General features: G+C 47.5%; 20 protein-coding genes. All 20 read right to left on the bottom strand.

The annotated features are described in order from the left end of the window. Positions 1 to 18: 18 nt before the first annotated feature. The gene (locus SO_RS23085; protein WP_011072650.1) at positions 19 to 1,746 is read right to left on the bottom strand and encodes an SGNH/GDSL hydrolase family protein; all 1,728 of its coding nucleotides are present in this window, start codon (positions 1,744 to 1,746) and stop codon (positions 19 to 21) included. Positions 1,747 to 1,811: 65 nt separating this feature from the next. Continuing rightward, on the bottom strand, positions 1,812 to 2,396 hold the full coding sequence (locus SO_RS12480; RefSeq protein WP_011072649.1) for a YmfQ family protein: 585 nt from the start codon (positions 2,394 to 2,396) through the stop codon (positions 1,812 to 1,814). Next, on the bottom strand, positions 2,381 to 3,448 hold the full coding sequence (locus tag SO_RS12475) for a baseplate J/gp47 family protein (protein WP_011072648.1): 1,068 nt from the start codon (positions 3,446 to 3,448) through the stop codon (positions 2,381 to 2,383). Before SO_RS12475 ends, SO_RS12480 begins: the two co-directional genes overlap by 16 nt. Next, positions 3,438 to 3,884, bottom strand: coding sequence for a phage GP46 family protein (locus SO_RS12470; protein WP_011072647.1), 447 nt, complete (start codon positions 3,882 to 3,884; stop codon positions 3,438 to 3,440). The genes SO_RS12475 and SO_RS12470 overlap by 11 nt, the downstream gene beginning before the upstream one ends. Positions 3,885 to 3,895: 11 nt before the next feature. Further along, a complete protein-coding gene (locus SO_RS12465) occupies positions 3,896 to 4,543 on the bottom strand; it encodes a phage baseplate assembly protein V (RefSeq protein WP_011072646.1) in 648 nt (215 codons plus the stop codon). After that, the gene (locus tag SO_RS12460; protein ID WP_011072645.1) at positions 4,537 to 5,616 is read right to left on the bottom strand and encodes a phage baseplate assembly protein; all 1,080 of its coding nucleotides are present in this window, start codon (positions 5,614 to 5,616) and stop codon (positions 4,537 to 4,539) included. The genes SO_RS12465 and SO_RS12460 overlap by 7 nt, the downstream gene beginning before the upstream one ends. Further along, positions 5,616 to 6,932, bottom strand: a complete 1,317-nt coding sequence (locus tag SO_RS12455) for a DNA circularization protein (protein ID WP_011072644.1) — start codon at positions 6,930 to 6,932, stop codon at positions 5,616 to 5,618. Before SO_RS12455 ends, SO_RS12460 begins: the two co-directional genes overlap by 1 nt. 21 nt (positions 6,933 to 6,953) lie before the next feature. Next, complete coding sequence (locus SO_RS12450; protein ID WP_011072643.1) at positions 6,954 to 8,615, bottom strand: tape measure protein; 1,662 nt, start codon at positions 8,613 to 8,615, stop codon at positions 6,954 to 6,956. A gap of 125 nt (positions 8,616 to 8,740) precedes the next feature. Next, the gene (locus SO_RS12445) at positions 8,741 to 9,100 is read right to left on the bottom strand and encodes a phage tail assembly protein (protein ID WP_011072642.1); all 360 of its coding nucleotides are present in this window, start codon (positions 9,098 to 9,100) and stop codon (positions 8,741 to 8,743) included. Next, entirely contained in the window at positions 9,100 to 9,453 is a 354-nt protein-coding gene (locus tag SO_RS12440) for a phage tail tube protein (protein WP_011072641.1), read from the bottom strand. The genes SO_RS12445 and SO_RS12440 overlap by 1 nt, the downstream gene beginning before the upstream one ends. 16 nt (positions 9,454 to 9,469) lie before the next feature. Continuing rightward, positions 9,470 to 10,951: a phage tail sheath subtilisin-like domain-containing protein gene (locus SO_RS12435; RefSeq protein ID WP_011072640.1), complete on the bottom strand. Its 1,482-nt coding sequence runs from the start codon at positions 10,949 to 10,951 to the stop codon at positions 9,470 to 9,472. 2 nt (positions 10,952 to 10,953) lie between these two features. Next, on the bottom strand, positions 10,954 to 11,118 hold the full coding sequence (locus tag SO_RS12430; RefSeq protein ID WP_011072639.1) for a DUF2635 domain-containing protein: 165 nt from the start codon (positions 11,116 to 11,118) through the stop codon (positions 10,954 to 10,956). A 16-nt stretch (positions 11,119 to 11,134) separates the two neighbouring features. Continuing rightward, the gene (locus SO_RS12425; RefSeq protein WP_011072638.1) at positions 11,135 to 11,725 is read right to left on the bottom strand and encodes a hypothetical protein; all 591 of its coding nucleotides are present in this window, start codon (positions 11,723 to 11,725) and stop codon (positions 11,135 to 11,137) included. Next, complete coding sequence (locus SO_RS12420; RefSeq protein ID WP_011072637.1) at positions 11,722 to 12,273, bottom strand: phage virion morphogenesis protein; 552 nt, start codon at positions 12,271 to 12,273, stop codon at positions 11,722 to 11,724. Before SO_RS12420 ends, SO_RS12425 begins: the two co-directional genes overlap by 4 nt. Continuing rightward, a complete protein-coding gene (locus SO_RS12415; RefSeq protein ID WP_011072636.1) occupies positions 12,273 to 12,704 on the bottom strand; it encodes a gp436 family protein in 432 nt (143 codons plus the stop codon). Before SO_RS12415 ends, SO_RS12420 begins: the two co-directional genes overlap by 1 nt. 31 nt (positions 12,705 to 12,735) lie before the next feature. Next, a complete protein-coding gene (locus SO_RS12410) occupies positions 12,736 to 13,395 on the bottom strand; it encodes a phage protein (RefSeq protein WP_011072635.1) in 660 nt (219 codons plus the stop codon). A 38-nt stretch (positions 13,396 to 13,433) separates the two neighbouring features. Further along, a complete protein-coding gene (locus SO_RS12405; RefSeq protein ID WP_011072634.1) occupies positions 13,434 to 13,994 on the bottom strand; it encodes a phage protein in 561 nt (186 codons plus the stop codon). Positions 13,995 to 13,997: 3 nt separating this feature from the next. Then, positions 13,998 to 14,246 carry a phage protein gene (locus tag SO_RS12400; RefSeq protein ID WP_011072633.1) on the bottom strand — a complete coding sequence of 83 codons (249 nt, stop codon included), beginning with the start codon at positions 14,244 to 14,246 and terminating at the stop codon, positions 13,998 to 14,000. A gap of 57 nt (positions 14,247 to 14,303) precedes the next feature. Beyond that, positions 14,304 to 15,203: a Mu-like prophage major head subunit gpT family protein gene (locus SO_RS12395; protein ID WP_011072632.1), complete on the bottom strand. Its 900-nt coding sequence runs from the start codon at positions 15,201 to 15,203 to the stop codon at positions 14,304 to 14,306. Next, entirely contained in the window at positions 15,203 to 16,162 is a 960-nt protein-coding gene (locus SO_RS12390; RefSeq protein ID WP_011072631.1) for a phage protease, read from the bottom strand. Before SO_RS12390 ends, SO_RS12395 begins: the two co-directional genes overlap by 1 nt. Positions 16,163 to 16,168 lie beyond the last annotated feature (6 nt).

Here is a 16,168-nt window from a genome sequence, read left to right as displayed (position 1 = left end):
CAAAATAATAGTCTGATTTTATTTGTTTCTAGCTACTGCTACTTGGAAATAAAGATCGTTATACACTGATAAGGAAGTGATATTTAGGACTACCTCACCAGAAGCACTAACAACAACACCACCAATAATAGTAGAACCGTCGATTTGCATGACAGGAAAAACTGAGCCTTGTATCCCAGAGAAATCAAACCTATCAGGCCATCCGGAACATAAGACATATTGCCCTACTGGAATTGGCTCTACTGTATTTTTAGTTATATAAAAATTTAACAACAATGCATTTCCACTTCTAACAACCGATGACAGGGTAGTAGTTAGTGAGTTTTTAATTGATACAGCAGGAGACAACTGTAAAGGTACTCGATAATCATGATTTCCCAATGTCTGGACTTTGCTAGTACATGATAGCTTCATAGCTTTACCTATCATCTCAAATACCCAAGCATTTCCTCTCTCATTTGGATGACTACCATCAACCCACATACCTAAAACGTTAATCAAATGGTTAGAATCAGCTGGAGAGCCATCATTTTTCAACAGAGAAGATGGCAGATCCACATAAACACCATTAGTTTGAGTCGCTAATTTTTTAAGCAAAACTCTCATCCAATTGTTTTTATCCGCTGACCAACAAAAATCAGGAACTACTACTAACACCTTGTTAGCATTAACTTGCTCTATCAAAAAATCAATTTTAGCAGATACTGAATTTTGATAAGACAAATCGGTTTCGCCATAATCGTTGTGGCCTAAAGCCATGATAAGAGTGTGTGAATTTTCGCAGACGGTTTGTAACACATTATCACCAACATATCTAAGCCGACGGCCTGAGATGCTAAAATTATGGCATACAGTTTCCAAAGACGAACTAAGGTAAGAAATACCAAAAAAATCAACATCATTAGTGCTTGTTGTGGTGATTAAAACCGTGCATGAACCTAAGCCATTATCGGTTAATGCAAACTCTACAGATGAAAATTCATCTAAAACACCATTTGTATCAACGGTGTTTGTAACTACTCCATTTATCGAAACATCAAAAGTACCACCGGTTGGCTTTTTAACAAAATGCAGCTTACCCCGAGGCATAAAAGTAGGTAAATTGAAAGAAATAGTATTTCCACTTGCCTGCGATCTAAAAAACTGCCCAGTTACTACTGACTCAGCATTATTACTATCAAAATTAACCCAACCGGCAGAGATGGATACATTATGTACATCTATGCTTAAATTTGGACCAGTTCCAAGCGTTAAAAACGGAGTAAATCCATAGCTAGATGAGCCATATTCTGCATTAAGTGCTCTTGCAAAAAGCCTAGCCCATCCATTGCTAAATAAATTGCCTGAAAACGCACCATGGGTAATTGAATCCCCTAAAATTGAAGTAGATTTTTTAGAGTTGAAAAATGAAAGTGCCGCAGCAGTGAATTTTGCAGGGACAACACTTGCTGAAAACAATGTCTGTAGTACCTGCTCATTATCACTTACAGTCATGCCTATCTGTTCAAGATAATCCTTAAAGTATGCAAATATGATTTGTAAATGGTCGTCTTTTGTTGGATCAAACGTAACCCCCATCTCAGCCAAGGCATTCTGAAACTCTGCGATCACATGGTTAAACCAATCTGCACCTGGGTAGCTTGGGACGTTGTTATCACCAGACTCAGTGAACCAACCAGCAGTGCCAATTAAAGGCTTTATTGCTGGTCTTGCTGTTGCTTGCGAACCGTTGCGTAAAGGATGCATGGTCTATCTCCTATCAAACTGGGTTTAAACGCTGTTTAAAGCGATTTTTCTGCTAATAAAATTGCCTAAACGGCGTAATAAAACTCGTAATAAAGCCCACCAACTTTGTAGCGATTAAGTGTGCATTCGAGCACTCTGGCATCTGAAGTTAGCAAAGGCGTTAACACATCATCCAAACAGGTCATATAAGCACCTGGGATGCCGTAAACCGTCACTCTTAAGATGTAACGATATTGCGGTGGCCATAGTGGATATGTGCAGGATCTTAAACAGTGGTGAGGAAACGCCTCATCCACTTCAACAGTAAAACCTAAGTCAGTGGCAAGCTTTTGGATGTTCCACGCTTGCAGACCACCTTTACGGTGATACTTCTCAATTACGGCATAGCGGCGGTACTCAATATTCGATACTGGCTCGGCCGCGCACTCAGGTAAGCCTAAGTACTCTTCCCAATCATCCAATAGCTGCAAGGTAGTTTCAGGGCGCATCTCTAACAGCAAAATATCGGCGCTTTGCTCGGCGCGTTCTAGCCGTGGGGCATAGCCTTGGGCGTACTTATATAAGTCGAGCGAGGTTGCGCGCTGCCACAATACCCCGCGTGGCATTTGCGCTAATAAGGCGTTAGTCCACTGTGCTACGGAGTGCCCCATGTAATGGCTCCTAATGCGTGTAGCTCGGTGGTAGTGGCGGTAACATCTGCGGCTAAATCCAAGGTGTAATCAGTCACACCAATGGTTGAACCTATTGCCGTGCGAACTGCGCTTAGTAATAGAGTTGAACCCGGGCTTAAGGTTTTAAAATAACCTTGAATACTCGCGGTTACGCTATCGCGTAAATCGGCATTATCAGGAGTAATAGTGATCGCAAGATTAGTCGTTTTCAGCGTGAGCGGAATATATACCGCCTCAATGCCACCAGGGCGACCAACATCGTCCCCTGTGGCTGGGTCGGGATGGCGATAGATATAATCAGCCATTGCCACTTGGTCTTGATACGTTGGCAAGATATCCACTCGGTCATCAAAAACAAACGCATAACCAACCGTTGCAGGCCCTTGGTAGTAATCAATCGCCCAAGCGCGATTTACGCCTGCCACTTCACGACACCAGCCCACATAGTCATGCACAGAGGACCCTGTTGGCGGTTTGCGCTTACGGAACAATAAACGCTCGAGTACTTTAGCCGGTGTTTCGAGATCGGCACCGCCAATTAAGCCGCCACTAATGCCATTAGGTTGAATGCCTGGCACTGTCGAAATTAGCGTAAGCGTTTCGCCAGCAACAAGGTTGCCTGCGGCACCTGCTGCTTCCGCTTCAACTTGCACCACCACATTGCCGCCTGACGGCGTATTCGATAGCGTTACGCGATATAAGCGGCCATCTGCATGGGTCATCACAGTATCAACAGGGATTACCACATTACCCGCGAACGTCACGGGGCCAGCTGCGCTACTGGCAAGCTTTTGGATCACGCCTTCATAGCGTGCAGTATCAATAATGGTTTGGTCTTCTGACTCATTCGATGGGATGATCTGCCGCACTATCCAGCTTTGGTAATCATATAGGTCGCGCACTGAGGCGCTTACCGAGGTATTCAGCGCCTGCTCAATACCAAACTTAGGCAGAATGGTATCTAACGACGCTTCAATGTCGATTAAACCGCTTTCAATAAGTGATCGTAGCGTTGGTACGTTATACGGCACTTTGCGTCTCCCAACGTTTTGACACAGTAAAAGTAATCACTTCATCATCTGGCTTGGTGATGGTGATATGTAAAGCCAAGGTTTGAAACTGCGGGATAGAACCTGTCACCACCACGCTCTTAGCGGTTACGCCATAACCGTCATCACGTAGCATCCACGCTAACGCATCTTGGGCGTATTTCACGGCTTTATTGCGGGTATCGGTGGTAAGCTTTTCGCGGTACACCAACCACAACTTAGAACCCCAAGGCGAAGCCGAAAAAGTATCACCTGGCCAGCCGCGTAGGTCGGTTGAATTATCGGGTAAAGTGTCGGAGTCATCGGCGCGGGCATCGGTAAACAGTGATATCAAAGCAAGGGTGGAAATCTCACCATCGATTCCACCCTCAACAATAACGCCTGTGTTTTCCAACATCTTAGAAAAGATGGTGCTCATAGCTGACAAACCTATTCAGGTGCGGTTGTCGGCCTGTTCTCTGCGTCTTTATGGATATGACCTAGATAACTAATGTTATTAGCGCTTAAATCAGAACCAGTGATCACACTGTTTGAAGTAATGCCATTAACTGCTGTTATTCCCAAGTCAGTTGAGATATCACCAGTGACGTGTAACGGGCCGTCGATTAATGTTTCTGGTGAGATGATAGTGAACGAACCTGAGGCGTTAAAAATAACGTCGGTTGTTGATATGGTGAAGGAATTCTCGATTTCGAAGATCACATCCTGCGCGGTGAGGATGATTTTGCCGTCTTTGGTTAAGCGTATCTTATGCCCTTCAAGATGGTATAGAAAAACATCACCGCTTTCACCCTTTGGCCTAAATTTTTTATCTTCAACCGCAATTGCCACTAAACCAGATAACGCGCCACCCAATGCCGCAACAATGGCTTCCGCACCCTCTGGCGGGTACGAACTCATCCCATAGTTTTGAAAGCGCTCAATGTTATCTGCTGATTCATCCGCGTGCATTTTTACTTGCAGATTTTGCCGCTGTAGGTCTTCTACAATGCCACTCACTACGGCACGGGTGAGCATGCCAGTAATGCGGCGTCGGATAGGTGCAAGCAGCTTATTTATATAGGTTTCAGTTACCATGTGCTACCGCCTAACTTGGTATCTTTTACGATCTGCGCTGGGATATCCATCGCGTCAGGCCGTACCACACTAATCACCGCTAAGCGGCCTGCATCGTCTTCACTAAAGAGGATCGAGGCAATTAGCATTTCTTCATCCAGCCCCATAATCTCGTCAATCACCGGCACAAGGGTATTAATATTCCAAAGCTTTCCCGTTTGCGGAATACGCCAACCTGTTACCGTGTACTCGGCCATATTGGATTTGCCAATGCTGCGTTGGCGTTCCCACTGGCCGCGCTTAGCAGCGCCCTCTGCGGTGGTCACTTCTTCATTAACGATAATCAACGGGCGATAGCGGCCAATCTCGCTATCAGTTACATCGGCTTTAATGCCGCCAACTGTGGGCAAACCGGCGCTATCCCATTGGCCATGGGCAGCACCTGCGGCTTTAATGGTGAACTTACTAAAGCGCTGACGCCAACTAAAGCGGCCGCGAGCGGCTTTTACGTTATCACCCAAAATCAACGATACCCCCGCCTTAGTCTTGCTGGCACGGGTGATTACTAAATTGCCAAAGGTATCGCTGGTTAGCAGTACACCACGCTGTTTAGCTAAACGCGCGAGCAGCTCATGCGGTGTTTCGCCTTGCTCGATTTGAATACGTTGGAACGGCTCACCCACATCGGTATTAACGATCACCTTAATGCCGAATGGTTTGCACACGATATCTGCAATTTGGGTGAGGGTTTGATTATTAAACTGGCCGCTTGGGTAGTCGATAGAACAATCAACTAAGTCGGCGGTTTTATCGCGGCCACTCACACTGATCGTAATAGTTGACTCGTCGTAGCTTGGTACCCAGTCATCAACGTAGCCGGTGATCACTCGTTCGCCGCCAATATCCACAGTGCAAGCTTGGCCTTGTTTAATCGGCTCAATAAAAGCTTTGTACTGCGCATCGTTACCTAGAAACTTATAGGTCATCTCTAAATCAAATGCGCCTGACATCGCCTCAAGCGAGCGGGTAATGCCGATCTTCGTCCAACCTTGGTAAATCTTGCCACCGGCTTTTAATACAATCTCTTCACTCATTAGCTGATCACCTCTACGGTATCAGTGGGCAAAATAAACGCAGGGTTAGCAAAGCCATTACGCTGCACTATGCTATCGCGGCGCTCGGTATTACCAGTTTGCTGCCATGCCACCAATGCCACAGGCACCGACTGTTTAGCTTGATATAAGCTTACCTGCGGTAATAGCTCAGCGCGTTCGCGGGTATCAGCAAGCACTGCTTGGCGTAGCTTGCGCATTTGTCGCCACACGGCAGAACTGCCAGCCTCAACCGCATCAGCAGCATAAGTGGCTAGAGTGTCGGCAATGCCATAGCCTAGGCTTTTAAGCTGTTGGCCCGTTAAAATAGCGTTGCGTTCTGCACCCGATAAGCTCTCGACGGTTTGCTCGGTATCATCCAGCTTTTGCACTATGTCAGCACTGGCCAAGGCGTAACATTGCGACACTGCCGAACTATGTAATGCTAGGGTTTTAAATGCCTCAGCATTGGCCGCAATCACGGCATTTTTAGAGGGGTTAGCAAACTTAGGTACGGACGAAGCCACGCCGCCTTCACTGGCGATATTGCGCGATAAGCCGCCCGTAATAGCGAGTTCTGCCCGAGCACCTTGCCAACGGCTTTGAACATTGGCGTAAACATCAAGGGCGCGGATCGGGTCTTTTACTACGCTCTTAACGTCTTCTAATAAGCCCATGGTCTCACGCGCTAAATCGCCAGGGTACGCAAGCAGCTCACCTACGCTGTCTTTAGTGCGCATTAAGCGATCCGTCCACTGGCGTAAGTCATCTGGTAATGATGGCAAGCCGCGGGTGAGTTCATCGAGGTCATCTAAAAACTGATCTACCATATCGCCGGCACCGTCTAGAGTGCCTGTATCAAAGTCCCCCTCAAAAGCGTTATTGACTGCATCCTTTGTAGCATCAGCCTCAGTATTAACTTGGTTAGCGGTATCCGATTTAGCAGTAGGAAATAAGTTTTCACCGACTTCGAACACTTCAAAGCTAATAGTGGCGGTACCATCAACCCGATTAATCAGCTTGTGGCTAACCTTGCCAATTTGAACTTTGCGAATACCAAACCAAGGGTGAACTAATTCACCTGGCCCTTGCTTATTTAATGCCTCAAGCAGTGCTTGCAATTGCTCAAAATAGTCGGCACCCACTACACGGCCACTAATACGCTCTTGGGTGAGTACTTTGCCGTTATCTTCGGTGTAACCAATTTCTTTTTTGGGGTACGCGTGGGGGATCGCACGACGGCCGCTTTCACCATCGGCCTCTTCGAGTAAAAATTCAACGCCTCGAAACGAGGCGGTTAAACGGTCTTCGAATGCCATTTAACGCTCCTTTAATTTCGGTTAGTTGGTGCCGGTGTCGGCATCGATCACAATGCCAGGCGGGATAGACTTAGGCTTAACTTTAATGCGGTCATCCGATACCGAGATATCCAGCGCCAACTTGCTGCCAACGGTATTCATTGCATTTACTACATTGGCGGCATCGGGTGAGGGCGAACCCGCAAACCATCTTTTAAAGTCATCGAGCACATCAAGCAGACCAGGTGCAGCGGGGATGCCATGCAATGCCGTAGGATCAAGCTCTGATTTACGGCGTAGATTAAACGGTAACCAGTCATCAGGATTTTGATAAGTCATATTGGCCGCATATCCAACAGTACCTAGAGCCGCAAGATTTTGAAGATTAAAAATACGGGAAGCTTTTGACGCTCCCTTTTTAGTACCTGTTGGATCAACACCATCAGGTAAGCCACCGCCCATACCACCCGCACCCATATTGACTACATAAACAGGCATTACACCTAGGTCAGAAATACCGCCTTTCCCTTTACCACCTAAACCGCCTGTCGCTTTATCAAATACAAAACCACCCGCACCAATTGCACCTTTTAACAATGGAGCACCGATTCGTAGCGCTTTATTTAGCATGTAAACAGATAACAAAATCTTTGCTAAGTTTTCATAACCACCAACAGCATCAGCAATGGCCGAAGCGCCAGAACCAATAGCCTTAAGAATGGGCAATAAATCACGACCTACGTCCCTTAAACCTCTAGCTGCTTCTGCTGCTGTTTTAAATCCTTCGACTAAATCCTTACCTACTTTTTCAACAAGCTTGTCGTACTCGCCTGTTTTCTTCATTTCATCTAATTGTTTTAAAACACCGCCCAATTCAGTTTTTAATACAGTAAATGCGCCACTACTCATTACATCTTTTTTAAATATTGTCCAAGCGTCACCCATATTTGAAATCATGCCATTCCATGATTCCATTTGTTTTTTAGATGAACCCTGTGAAGCGCTACCCATTTCTTTTATAAGCGACTTAATAGCATCACGAGTCAGTAATCCTTTAGATGCCATATCTTGTAATTGTGCTGCTGTATATCCAACACCATTATTTTTACCTAAATCTTTACTCGCTTTAATTAAATAATCCCAAACAGGAACACCGCGCTCTAATAACTGTAATGCTTCTTCACCTTGTAATTTTCCCTTTGTCCAAGCTTGCCCCAATGCTAGCGCTATACCATCAACCGTTTCAGCGGTACCGCCCATCATTGCCGCTTGGTCAGCAATTGCTTGCAGCGAGCCATCCATTGGGTCTAAGCCAAATGCTTTTAAACGAATAAACGAGTTCATCACCTCGTTTACGCCGTAAGGGGTTTCTTGAGTAAACTTCTCGATCCATTCCATGGCTTTTAAGCCGTTGGCCTCAGAGCCTTGCAGCTTATTAAGCATGATTTGATAACGCTCAAATTCAGCAGCTGTTTTGATAAAGGTTCTTTCAAAGGCTATCGCACCAGCACTAACACCTAAAATTGCTCTATTACCAAAGGTATCAATGCCACGGCTAGCGGCGGCGGCAGAAGAGCTAATCATCCCAAACCCGACTTTGCTCTTTTCGCCTAGATTTTTTATTTGATCGCCGTAACGAATGGCTTTTTCAGATAAATTACCCGATAGGTTTAATACAATATCGGTAACAAGCTTTTTAGACATTGGACGATCCCCTTAGTCGTAAACAGAGCAATAACAAATGGCGAATAGGTTTTACTTGCAGCTCACTGACAGGGAATCGCCCACCAAGATTAAAAAGCATCACTTCAAGTGAGTCAGTGAGCTGCTTAATGCTCCCCCCGTTGAGAAATACCATCCAATACTTCTTGCGGGATCATCATTTTATCTAGCTCTTCAGACTTGGCCTGTAATAACTCAAAATCTTTTATGTCTAGCTTTAAAAGTTCTTTGACTGTAAACGGTCCATTAACAGAGCCAATAAATTCAACTTGGCGACACAATAGTTCCATACCAAATTGAGCATTGCTGATATAGGCATATGGGCGATTATCAAGAATAGTCACATGCTCTGAAGCCATTTGCGCATCAAATACATCTTTTGGCGTAAGCTCACGAAGGCCGACTTCAAAGTGGGTGTTCTCACCCACTTGAAAACCTTTTTGTAATTCAAAGGTAAGAACGGCCATTAGATACGCTCGACCTTGTTACCTTGGAACGTGCCTGTAATATCACCGCTATCGCTAACCGTAAAAGGTGCCTGTGGGGCTGCATCTGTCATCATGTAGTCCACACCGTTATCGCCCTCCCACGTTAGGGTTGCGTTGGTGATGTTGTTGATATCGATAACATCAACATCTTCATCAGCCGCAATCACTACCGCAATGGTTGGCACTGTGTACTCGTTAGACTGGCCCCACACACGACCAGGGCCAACATGTGGGGTGCGAGTGTAACCACCTGGGTTTAACGTAGAGCCTTTTTTCGTTTTAAGCTGTTTGCTGTTGGCACGAATAACCACTTCACCTAGGATTTGTCCCATTGTGATCGCTCCCTAATTAGAGTTTGAACTGCATCAACGCAGCAAAGATACGGAACTGGTTAACGATATCAGGCTTGAACACGCAGTTAAGGCGGTTTTGGTCGCTGCTATCGCGATACACTTCAAGCGTCTCTTTAAAGCCGTCAAAGTCTTCCATTAATCCTTTTGGTACCCAGTCATTGTTTGCCAATTCGAGCATAGCGTTACGCATGATCTTAGGCGTGACGACTGGCTGACCTGGGTCAAGTCGTGCGAGCACATCATCACCGGCTAACTTATGGCGCGGGAAACGATTAGTCACCATTACGCGCAGCGAGTAACGCAGGTATCCCAAGGTCGCTGGCGTGGTGATATCCAAGTAACTTGGGTCTGGATCGCCGTAGCTGTTTTCGCGATACATAGACACTTCGCGCTCAATCGCCACTTCACCGCTTGGCGTTACCATATAAGTGGCAATGCCATCACCTAATAACAGATTGCGCTCGGTTGGGTCCCACTGGATTTCTTTTGCTGGCGGTAACAGGCTTGTCATCACCAGCGTTTGCAGTGGACGAGCAGGATCAATACCCAGTGAGTAAGAGGCTTGGCCAGCGTAGGCAGCAGCCCATTCCCATGGTGAGTGGGGCGCTTTGTTTGTACCCATGCAGGTAAACAGGTAGTCATTGCGAGCCACACCAAACGCGCCAGACTCGGCAAAGGTGCCACGGAACGCAGTGTAAGCAATGCCCTCAATCATCTTGAGCGGCCCCCAACGATTGACTAGTTCATCACGCAGCTTGTTCATACTTTGGGTGTCGTTGTATGGCATTACGATATGGTTGTACCACTCGTTTGGAATAGCGGCGATAACGGCATCCATATCTGGCGTTCCGGCACCGCCCGTCATTTCGACCACGGTTAAGGTCACGCCCTGCGGCAACTGCTCGCCGTCGTAGTAGTTGTAACGAATATCGATATCGTTAGTAGTTTGGCCCTTCCACTTAGCGGTAAGCTCTACCGTTTCAGTGGTGGCCGCTTTAAGTGCAGCAGTAACAGGCAAGTTAGTGTTAGCGTTGATCTTAGCAATCATCGCCGTGGCGATCGTCGCAGCAGTTGCCGCTTCATCCACACCCACTTGCACCGACTCACCCGCAATAAGCAAGGCAATCACGCCCGCCTTGGCTGTGGTAGCAGCAATGGTGATTTCACCCTTGGCGGCACTGCCTGCGCTTAAGTCTGCAACCCCCAAGGCATACACATCGGTATAGTCGTTTGACTTGCGGAACATCTTAAGGCTGCGCGCCAGCATCGAGCCTTTGCCAAACAGCGCATCCATTTGGCTTTCGCTGTTAGTAATGCGGTTAAGGGTTAGTGGGCTGGCTGTGCCGGTTCCAAGTTGCTGACCGATCACTAATACCTTTTGCGCCAGTGCAGGTGTACCGCTCAGCGCGTTTGAGTTGTCGATCTCGATATAAACGAGAGGGACTTTAATATCGTTAGGAATGCTACCGAGTGACATGCTTACGCTCCTGCTTTCGCTTTTTTAAGTTCGACTACATCGCCATCGTTTAAGCGACGTACCCAAAATGATGAACGCTCAACCTTTTCGCCATCGGCTTTTAGGTATTCGCCGTTCGGCTTGCGTACTGGTACCGCAGCTTTTGCGGGTTTAATTAAAATCAACATAGGTCAATCCTGTCGGTTATTGTGGTAAATCAACCAAGCCTTCTAACTCTGGCGCACCATCGGCTAGCTGGGCCTTAATGCCAAAGCGGAGGAAGTCGTCTAAGGTGTCTGGATCGATTGGTACATCCAGATACCATTGTTGCGTCCAACTCACTGACCAAATCGCAAGGCCAAGCTCGTCAATTTGAGCGCTATATAAGTTATCTCCCCGCACACCATCGGCGCGGCCATAGGCTGTTGGTAGCGCACCTTTACGCAATAACAGCCCCGCAATGCGGCCAGCAATCACTTCGGCGCGGGTATCTTTTTGGTAGCCAAATTGGTCAGTGGTAAATACATAGGCAGTAAAATTAACCGTGCCAATTAAGCGGCCACCGACGGTTTCGTACTGCGGCACTCTTACCGCCGCAATGCGCACACCGCCATCTCGATTAGCTATCCAGCGTTTTACGTCCGCTGGTGTATCAAACTTGCCAATGTGGCGTTCAACTGTTTGAACGCGATCAATCTGGCGCTCTGTACCTTCAAGCTCGGGCTTTAGGTAAGTGACTATTTGATCACACGCCCACACGGTTGAGCCTGTCGTGTCAAAATCTGGCTTACTCATTGCGCTGCACCTGCCATTAAGTCACCCCAAAAGCTACCTAGCACCGCATACACTTCTTGCTGATTGTCGCGGCTTAAGCCCAAGAACTCGCGCTGAGGGATGTTCATCATCCGAGTAAAGGCGCTTACTTGCTGATACACCGGAAACGCCAATGCTTTACCAAAGGCTTGTGTAATAAGGCGCGTATGTGCATCCACTTGCACTGCACCGCTAAAGCCGTCTTGATGCACTGCGGCGTAAGGCAGTGGGGAACCAATGCGAACTTGATTTTTTTCCACGATGTACTGAATGGAGTCGAGAAGATCTCCGCCTCCTCGTAGCAGCGATTGATTACCATGGCGGGTCTTGGAATAAGCGTCGGACCAAGCAGGCCAACTAGAACCATCAGGCGCAGACTTTTCATCAGCAATACGTCTCCGAGTTTGGCTTTCAACAATGCCGCCCAGGGCATCCAACAATTCGGCCTTGTGCTTTGGGTCGCCAAGGGTATCCATGAGCTGCTGATAACGTTGCAGCTCAACCCCTGACACCTCAACATTGAGCGACATTACAGCACCCCACTCAGGCTTTTACGGGTAAACAAACGCTCGTTATCCTGAACCAGTTCGACTTTGCCTAAGCTGGTTTCGGTGGGCTTATCTGCCTGTGGTAAACCTAAGTCACGCTTACCTGATCCAATTTCTCTTAATGTGGCCAGTGCGTTTTTATAACGCTCTTCAAGTAAGTTGGTGGCTTGCTGGTCACGATCCGCTAGCCAGTAAAATGCAATAGTGATGGCGAGCTTATTCAACATGCTTGGCACTGTGGCCAAGGGCAGCGCGTAGCGGGTCATAAATGAGTTAATCTCATCGTCCGCTTGCTCTAATGCCTGATTGATATAGGTATCGTTTAACTCGCCTGTGGTGCGATCAATTGCAAAGTTCCACAGCATCGACTCATCACGATCAATCAGGTCTTGTTTAGTTGCATAAACTGCCATCACTGCCGCCCTCTTTATTTGCTAGCTTGAGTTATTTGCTAGCTAGGTCAATAACGCTTGCTGGGTCGATAAGGGTTTCGAGGTCAACGTCTTCCACAACCAAGTTCGGCTCACGGTGGACACGCTCAGCCTTTTCACGAGTAAGACACACAACGTGTTTAGCGTCAGGCTCAAGCGTAGATACGTCGTCCGTGCTGACATGATCTCCATCAACCACGAGCACCAGAGTTTCTGTGAGGCGATGGAACTGCACACCAGAGCGCCAAAAGCCTGCGTCCGCTTTAGCGCGTACTGTAAAGGCTCCAACAATGGCGAGATCATTACCGCCAGCGACATTAAGATAAGATGGATTTTTGGATAATGGCTTTTCATTTGAACCGTCCTGATTAGTGGGGTTTAGTTTGTCCTGTTCATCCGCTTTGGCTTTCGCTTCGGCTTCGTCTTTGGCCTGTTGTTCAGCAGCTTGCTTAGCCGCCTGTTCAGCCTGTTCCTTGGCTAACGTGTCTGCTTCAAGCTTGGCTTTGGCTTCTGCGTCAGCTGTTGCTTTATCAGCATCGCTATTAACTACTGTTTGCGATTCGGTTTTCTGCGTTTGCAGCAGGGGATCTTGTGCCACTGTTGCTGTTGTTGACACGCTTTGTCCTGCGTTTTTGCGCGAACGCGTTTGGGTTTTGGCTTGTGGTTCACTCACGTTGAACTCCTTTTAAATCAGGTTTAAATGGGCAGCGATTAGGGTTTAACGCCCCAAAAACTCATGATTGCCGCCGCTGCGCCAGGCAATACTGCTGTTGCTGCTTTTGCAATTAATGAAACTTGGCGACTAGCATCACTGGTGTAATGTCGCCAGCGAAACTTTGCCCCTGCTTGGAAAGAGACCGCCAATGTGTAATCAATTGGCCTGACTTCGTCTTCGATATCTCGCGATAAAGTCAGCTCACGCAAGCTGTCTTGAGCTTTAACCCACGTACCAGAAGCGCTATCAAACACTTCAACAAACACACCCCACAGCGCATCACTGCCACTGCCGCTTTCGCGAATGACAATGCAGTTGAGGCTGGCCATGCCGACATAATCTTTAACGGCAGTGACTTCACCAGTTACCAAATCAACTATTAAATCGGGAGACGGTAACGACAACTTATTGAATAAGATGGTTTGCGGAACGTTACTTGCTGCAAGTGTTTGCTTTAGTGTCGTACCCGATGAAACATAGCTTGAACGCATTAGCAGCGAGTCTACTGGTAAAGGAGAAGCGCTTTGGCTGATTAGTGGCGCACCCTTAAAAAACATGGCTTAACCCTCTGTCACAATCATTGATCCCTGCCCAACCAGCAAACGGGCATAGATGTTTTTAGCGGTAGCGCGTGACCACCCCAAACCGTCTTCATTTTTAAGTTGATGCCCCATTGAGTCAGTGTTGGCTGGCGGCGTATCTTCAACTCGTATTAACGCAACATTGCCAGTCTGGTTTTCCATAAACCCAGCAGCGGCGCTAGATACCAAAACCCAAGAGGTTGTATTAAGTTGCACTGCGATTGTCATAATGGCTCCTTGGGTGGCGCGTCCATGCGCCAAAGTTATCCATGCTGAGGCTTGGTGTTATGCAGTAACTAAAGGCGAAACCACAATCTCAACATCGTTGTAATAGATGTTGGTATCGCCACCTTCGATCAGCATGCGGCTAATCAGTTTCTTCGCCGCGGCTTCGTTGTCAGGGCCAACAACTAACTTAGTGGCACGGGTACCAATTGGTGTACCGTCGACCTTCTTCATCTTTAACAACAGCTTTTTAGCGGCTGCGTAGTTAGCTTCTGTCAATGCTGCTTTAGAGCCGATAGCTAACTGCGGGAAGGAGAAACCAACGTTACAACGGCCATCAACACCCGCTGCATATTTGTTGTTAAACCAGGTGTACTCTTCATTCGGGTTCATGTTTTTGAACACGAATGGGCGACGGTTCTGGAACACAATCGGCTTTAGCACTTTGGTATCGTCAATCAAGAACCAAGGCTCGCCAGTATCTGTTGCTGGATCACCAATCACGTTAGAGAACGTAGTGGCTGGCGTAGTGGCTAATGGGTGGTCAGTATCAAAAAAGTTTTGACCGTCGTAGCACAGGGTTGTGAACCCTGCCTTGAGCAATGGATAGGCCAAGGTATCTGGGAAGTAAGCAACTTGATCGCCATAGTTTTGCGCAATCACGCTGTACTGACCAATTTGATCATCGTCTACGTTGTCGCGAGAAATAGAGATCGAGCTTTCAAAGGTTTTGTTTTCGATTGAATAGCCATGTTTGCCAAGGTTCGCCAACTGGCGGGCACCTGTCCATTCAACAATCCCAGGCAAGTCTTTTAACCAACCGTAAAAGTTTGCCGCACCCGCGCTAGGGACTTCCGTGGCAATCATGTTCCATTGCGGTTTAGCTGCTGACAAACCGCGGGTGTAGGCCGCTGACATCGTGGCCTGCAGTGCTTCTAATACTTGTGCTTCAGTAGCCATTACTCAGCTCCTACGTTCATTTGTTGTTTAGCCGCAAGGAACTCTTCTTTAGAGATTCCCATTTTGCGACACAGGGATAATTCATGCTCTGCAAGCTCAGGAGCATCCTTGCTTGCTGGCACTTTCTTTTGCGCATTAGTGGCAATAACTGGCGCGGTACCTAAAAAGCCTTTGAACTGCTCGATGCCCGCTTGCGTGCTGCACAGGCCGAGATACATTTCTTTGTCCTTTGGCGCGACTTTGCCAGCATCAACACCGCTTTGAACCAAAGCTTCAATTTCAGCCTTGGCAATCTCGCCAAGCTTGGCTTCGGCGGATTCAGCACGGTTAAGTGCCAGCTGATACGTGTTGGTTGGCACATACAAATTGAGATCAACTTGTTTAGCACTGTTCAGGGCAATTTCTTTGTCTTGCTTGATGGCATTGATCGCCACAACGGCTTGCTCTGCGGTGGCGTCTTCGCCAAGGCCGAGCAGATCGGTTAAAAGCTTTGGCAGCTTCATGGGGTCGTCCTCTTGTCGGTTAAGTGCGGGTACATTTAAATTGGGGGAGTTGGTTAGGCCAGCACTCTCTAGGCTGTAAATAACACCTGTGTCTGGATCATGGGCAAACGCGGGGGAGTAGAATGCGTACTTCTTTTCCTCAATCAGTTCGCGGCCTTCGGCATTCCATTCAACAAAGCCCCAAATCTCACCGGCGCGGTTTTCCACTTGGGTAATCCAACCACTGGCGGGGGCTTCTTCGCCTTTGGGTGCTTTGATATGAGTCGCATGCTCAACGTCGAACGGCCGCTTTTTGGTAAACGCCGCAATAATGCCGTCAGGATTAGGGTTCATCCATGAACGGCCATCGACTCCTTGAAAAGTGCCAGCGGGGATCATCGGCAGCCAAATGCCTGGGGCATTAGCTTCTAGTGCCATCATGTTGAAGCAAAGTGCGGTAAGCGCTTTTACTTGCATGGGTAA

Source organism: Shewanella oneidensis MR-1 (genome assembly GCF_000146165.2).
GTDB classification, from domain to species: domain Bacteria; phylum Pseudomonadota; class Gammaproteobacteria; order Enterobacterales; family Shewanellaceae; genus Shewanella; species Shewanella oneidensis.
Note: the sequence above shows the minus strand (reverse complement) of the source record. Positions and strands in the feature narration are given on the sequence as shown.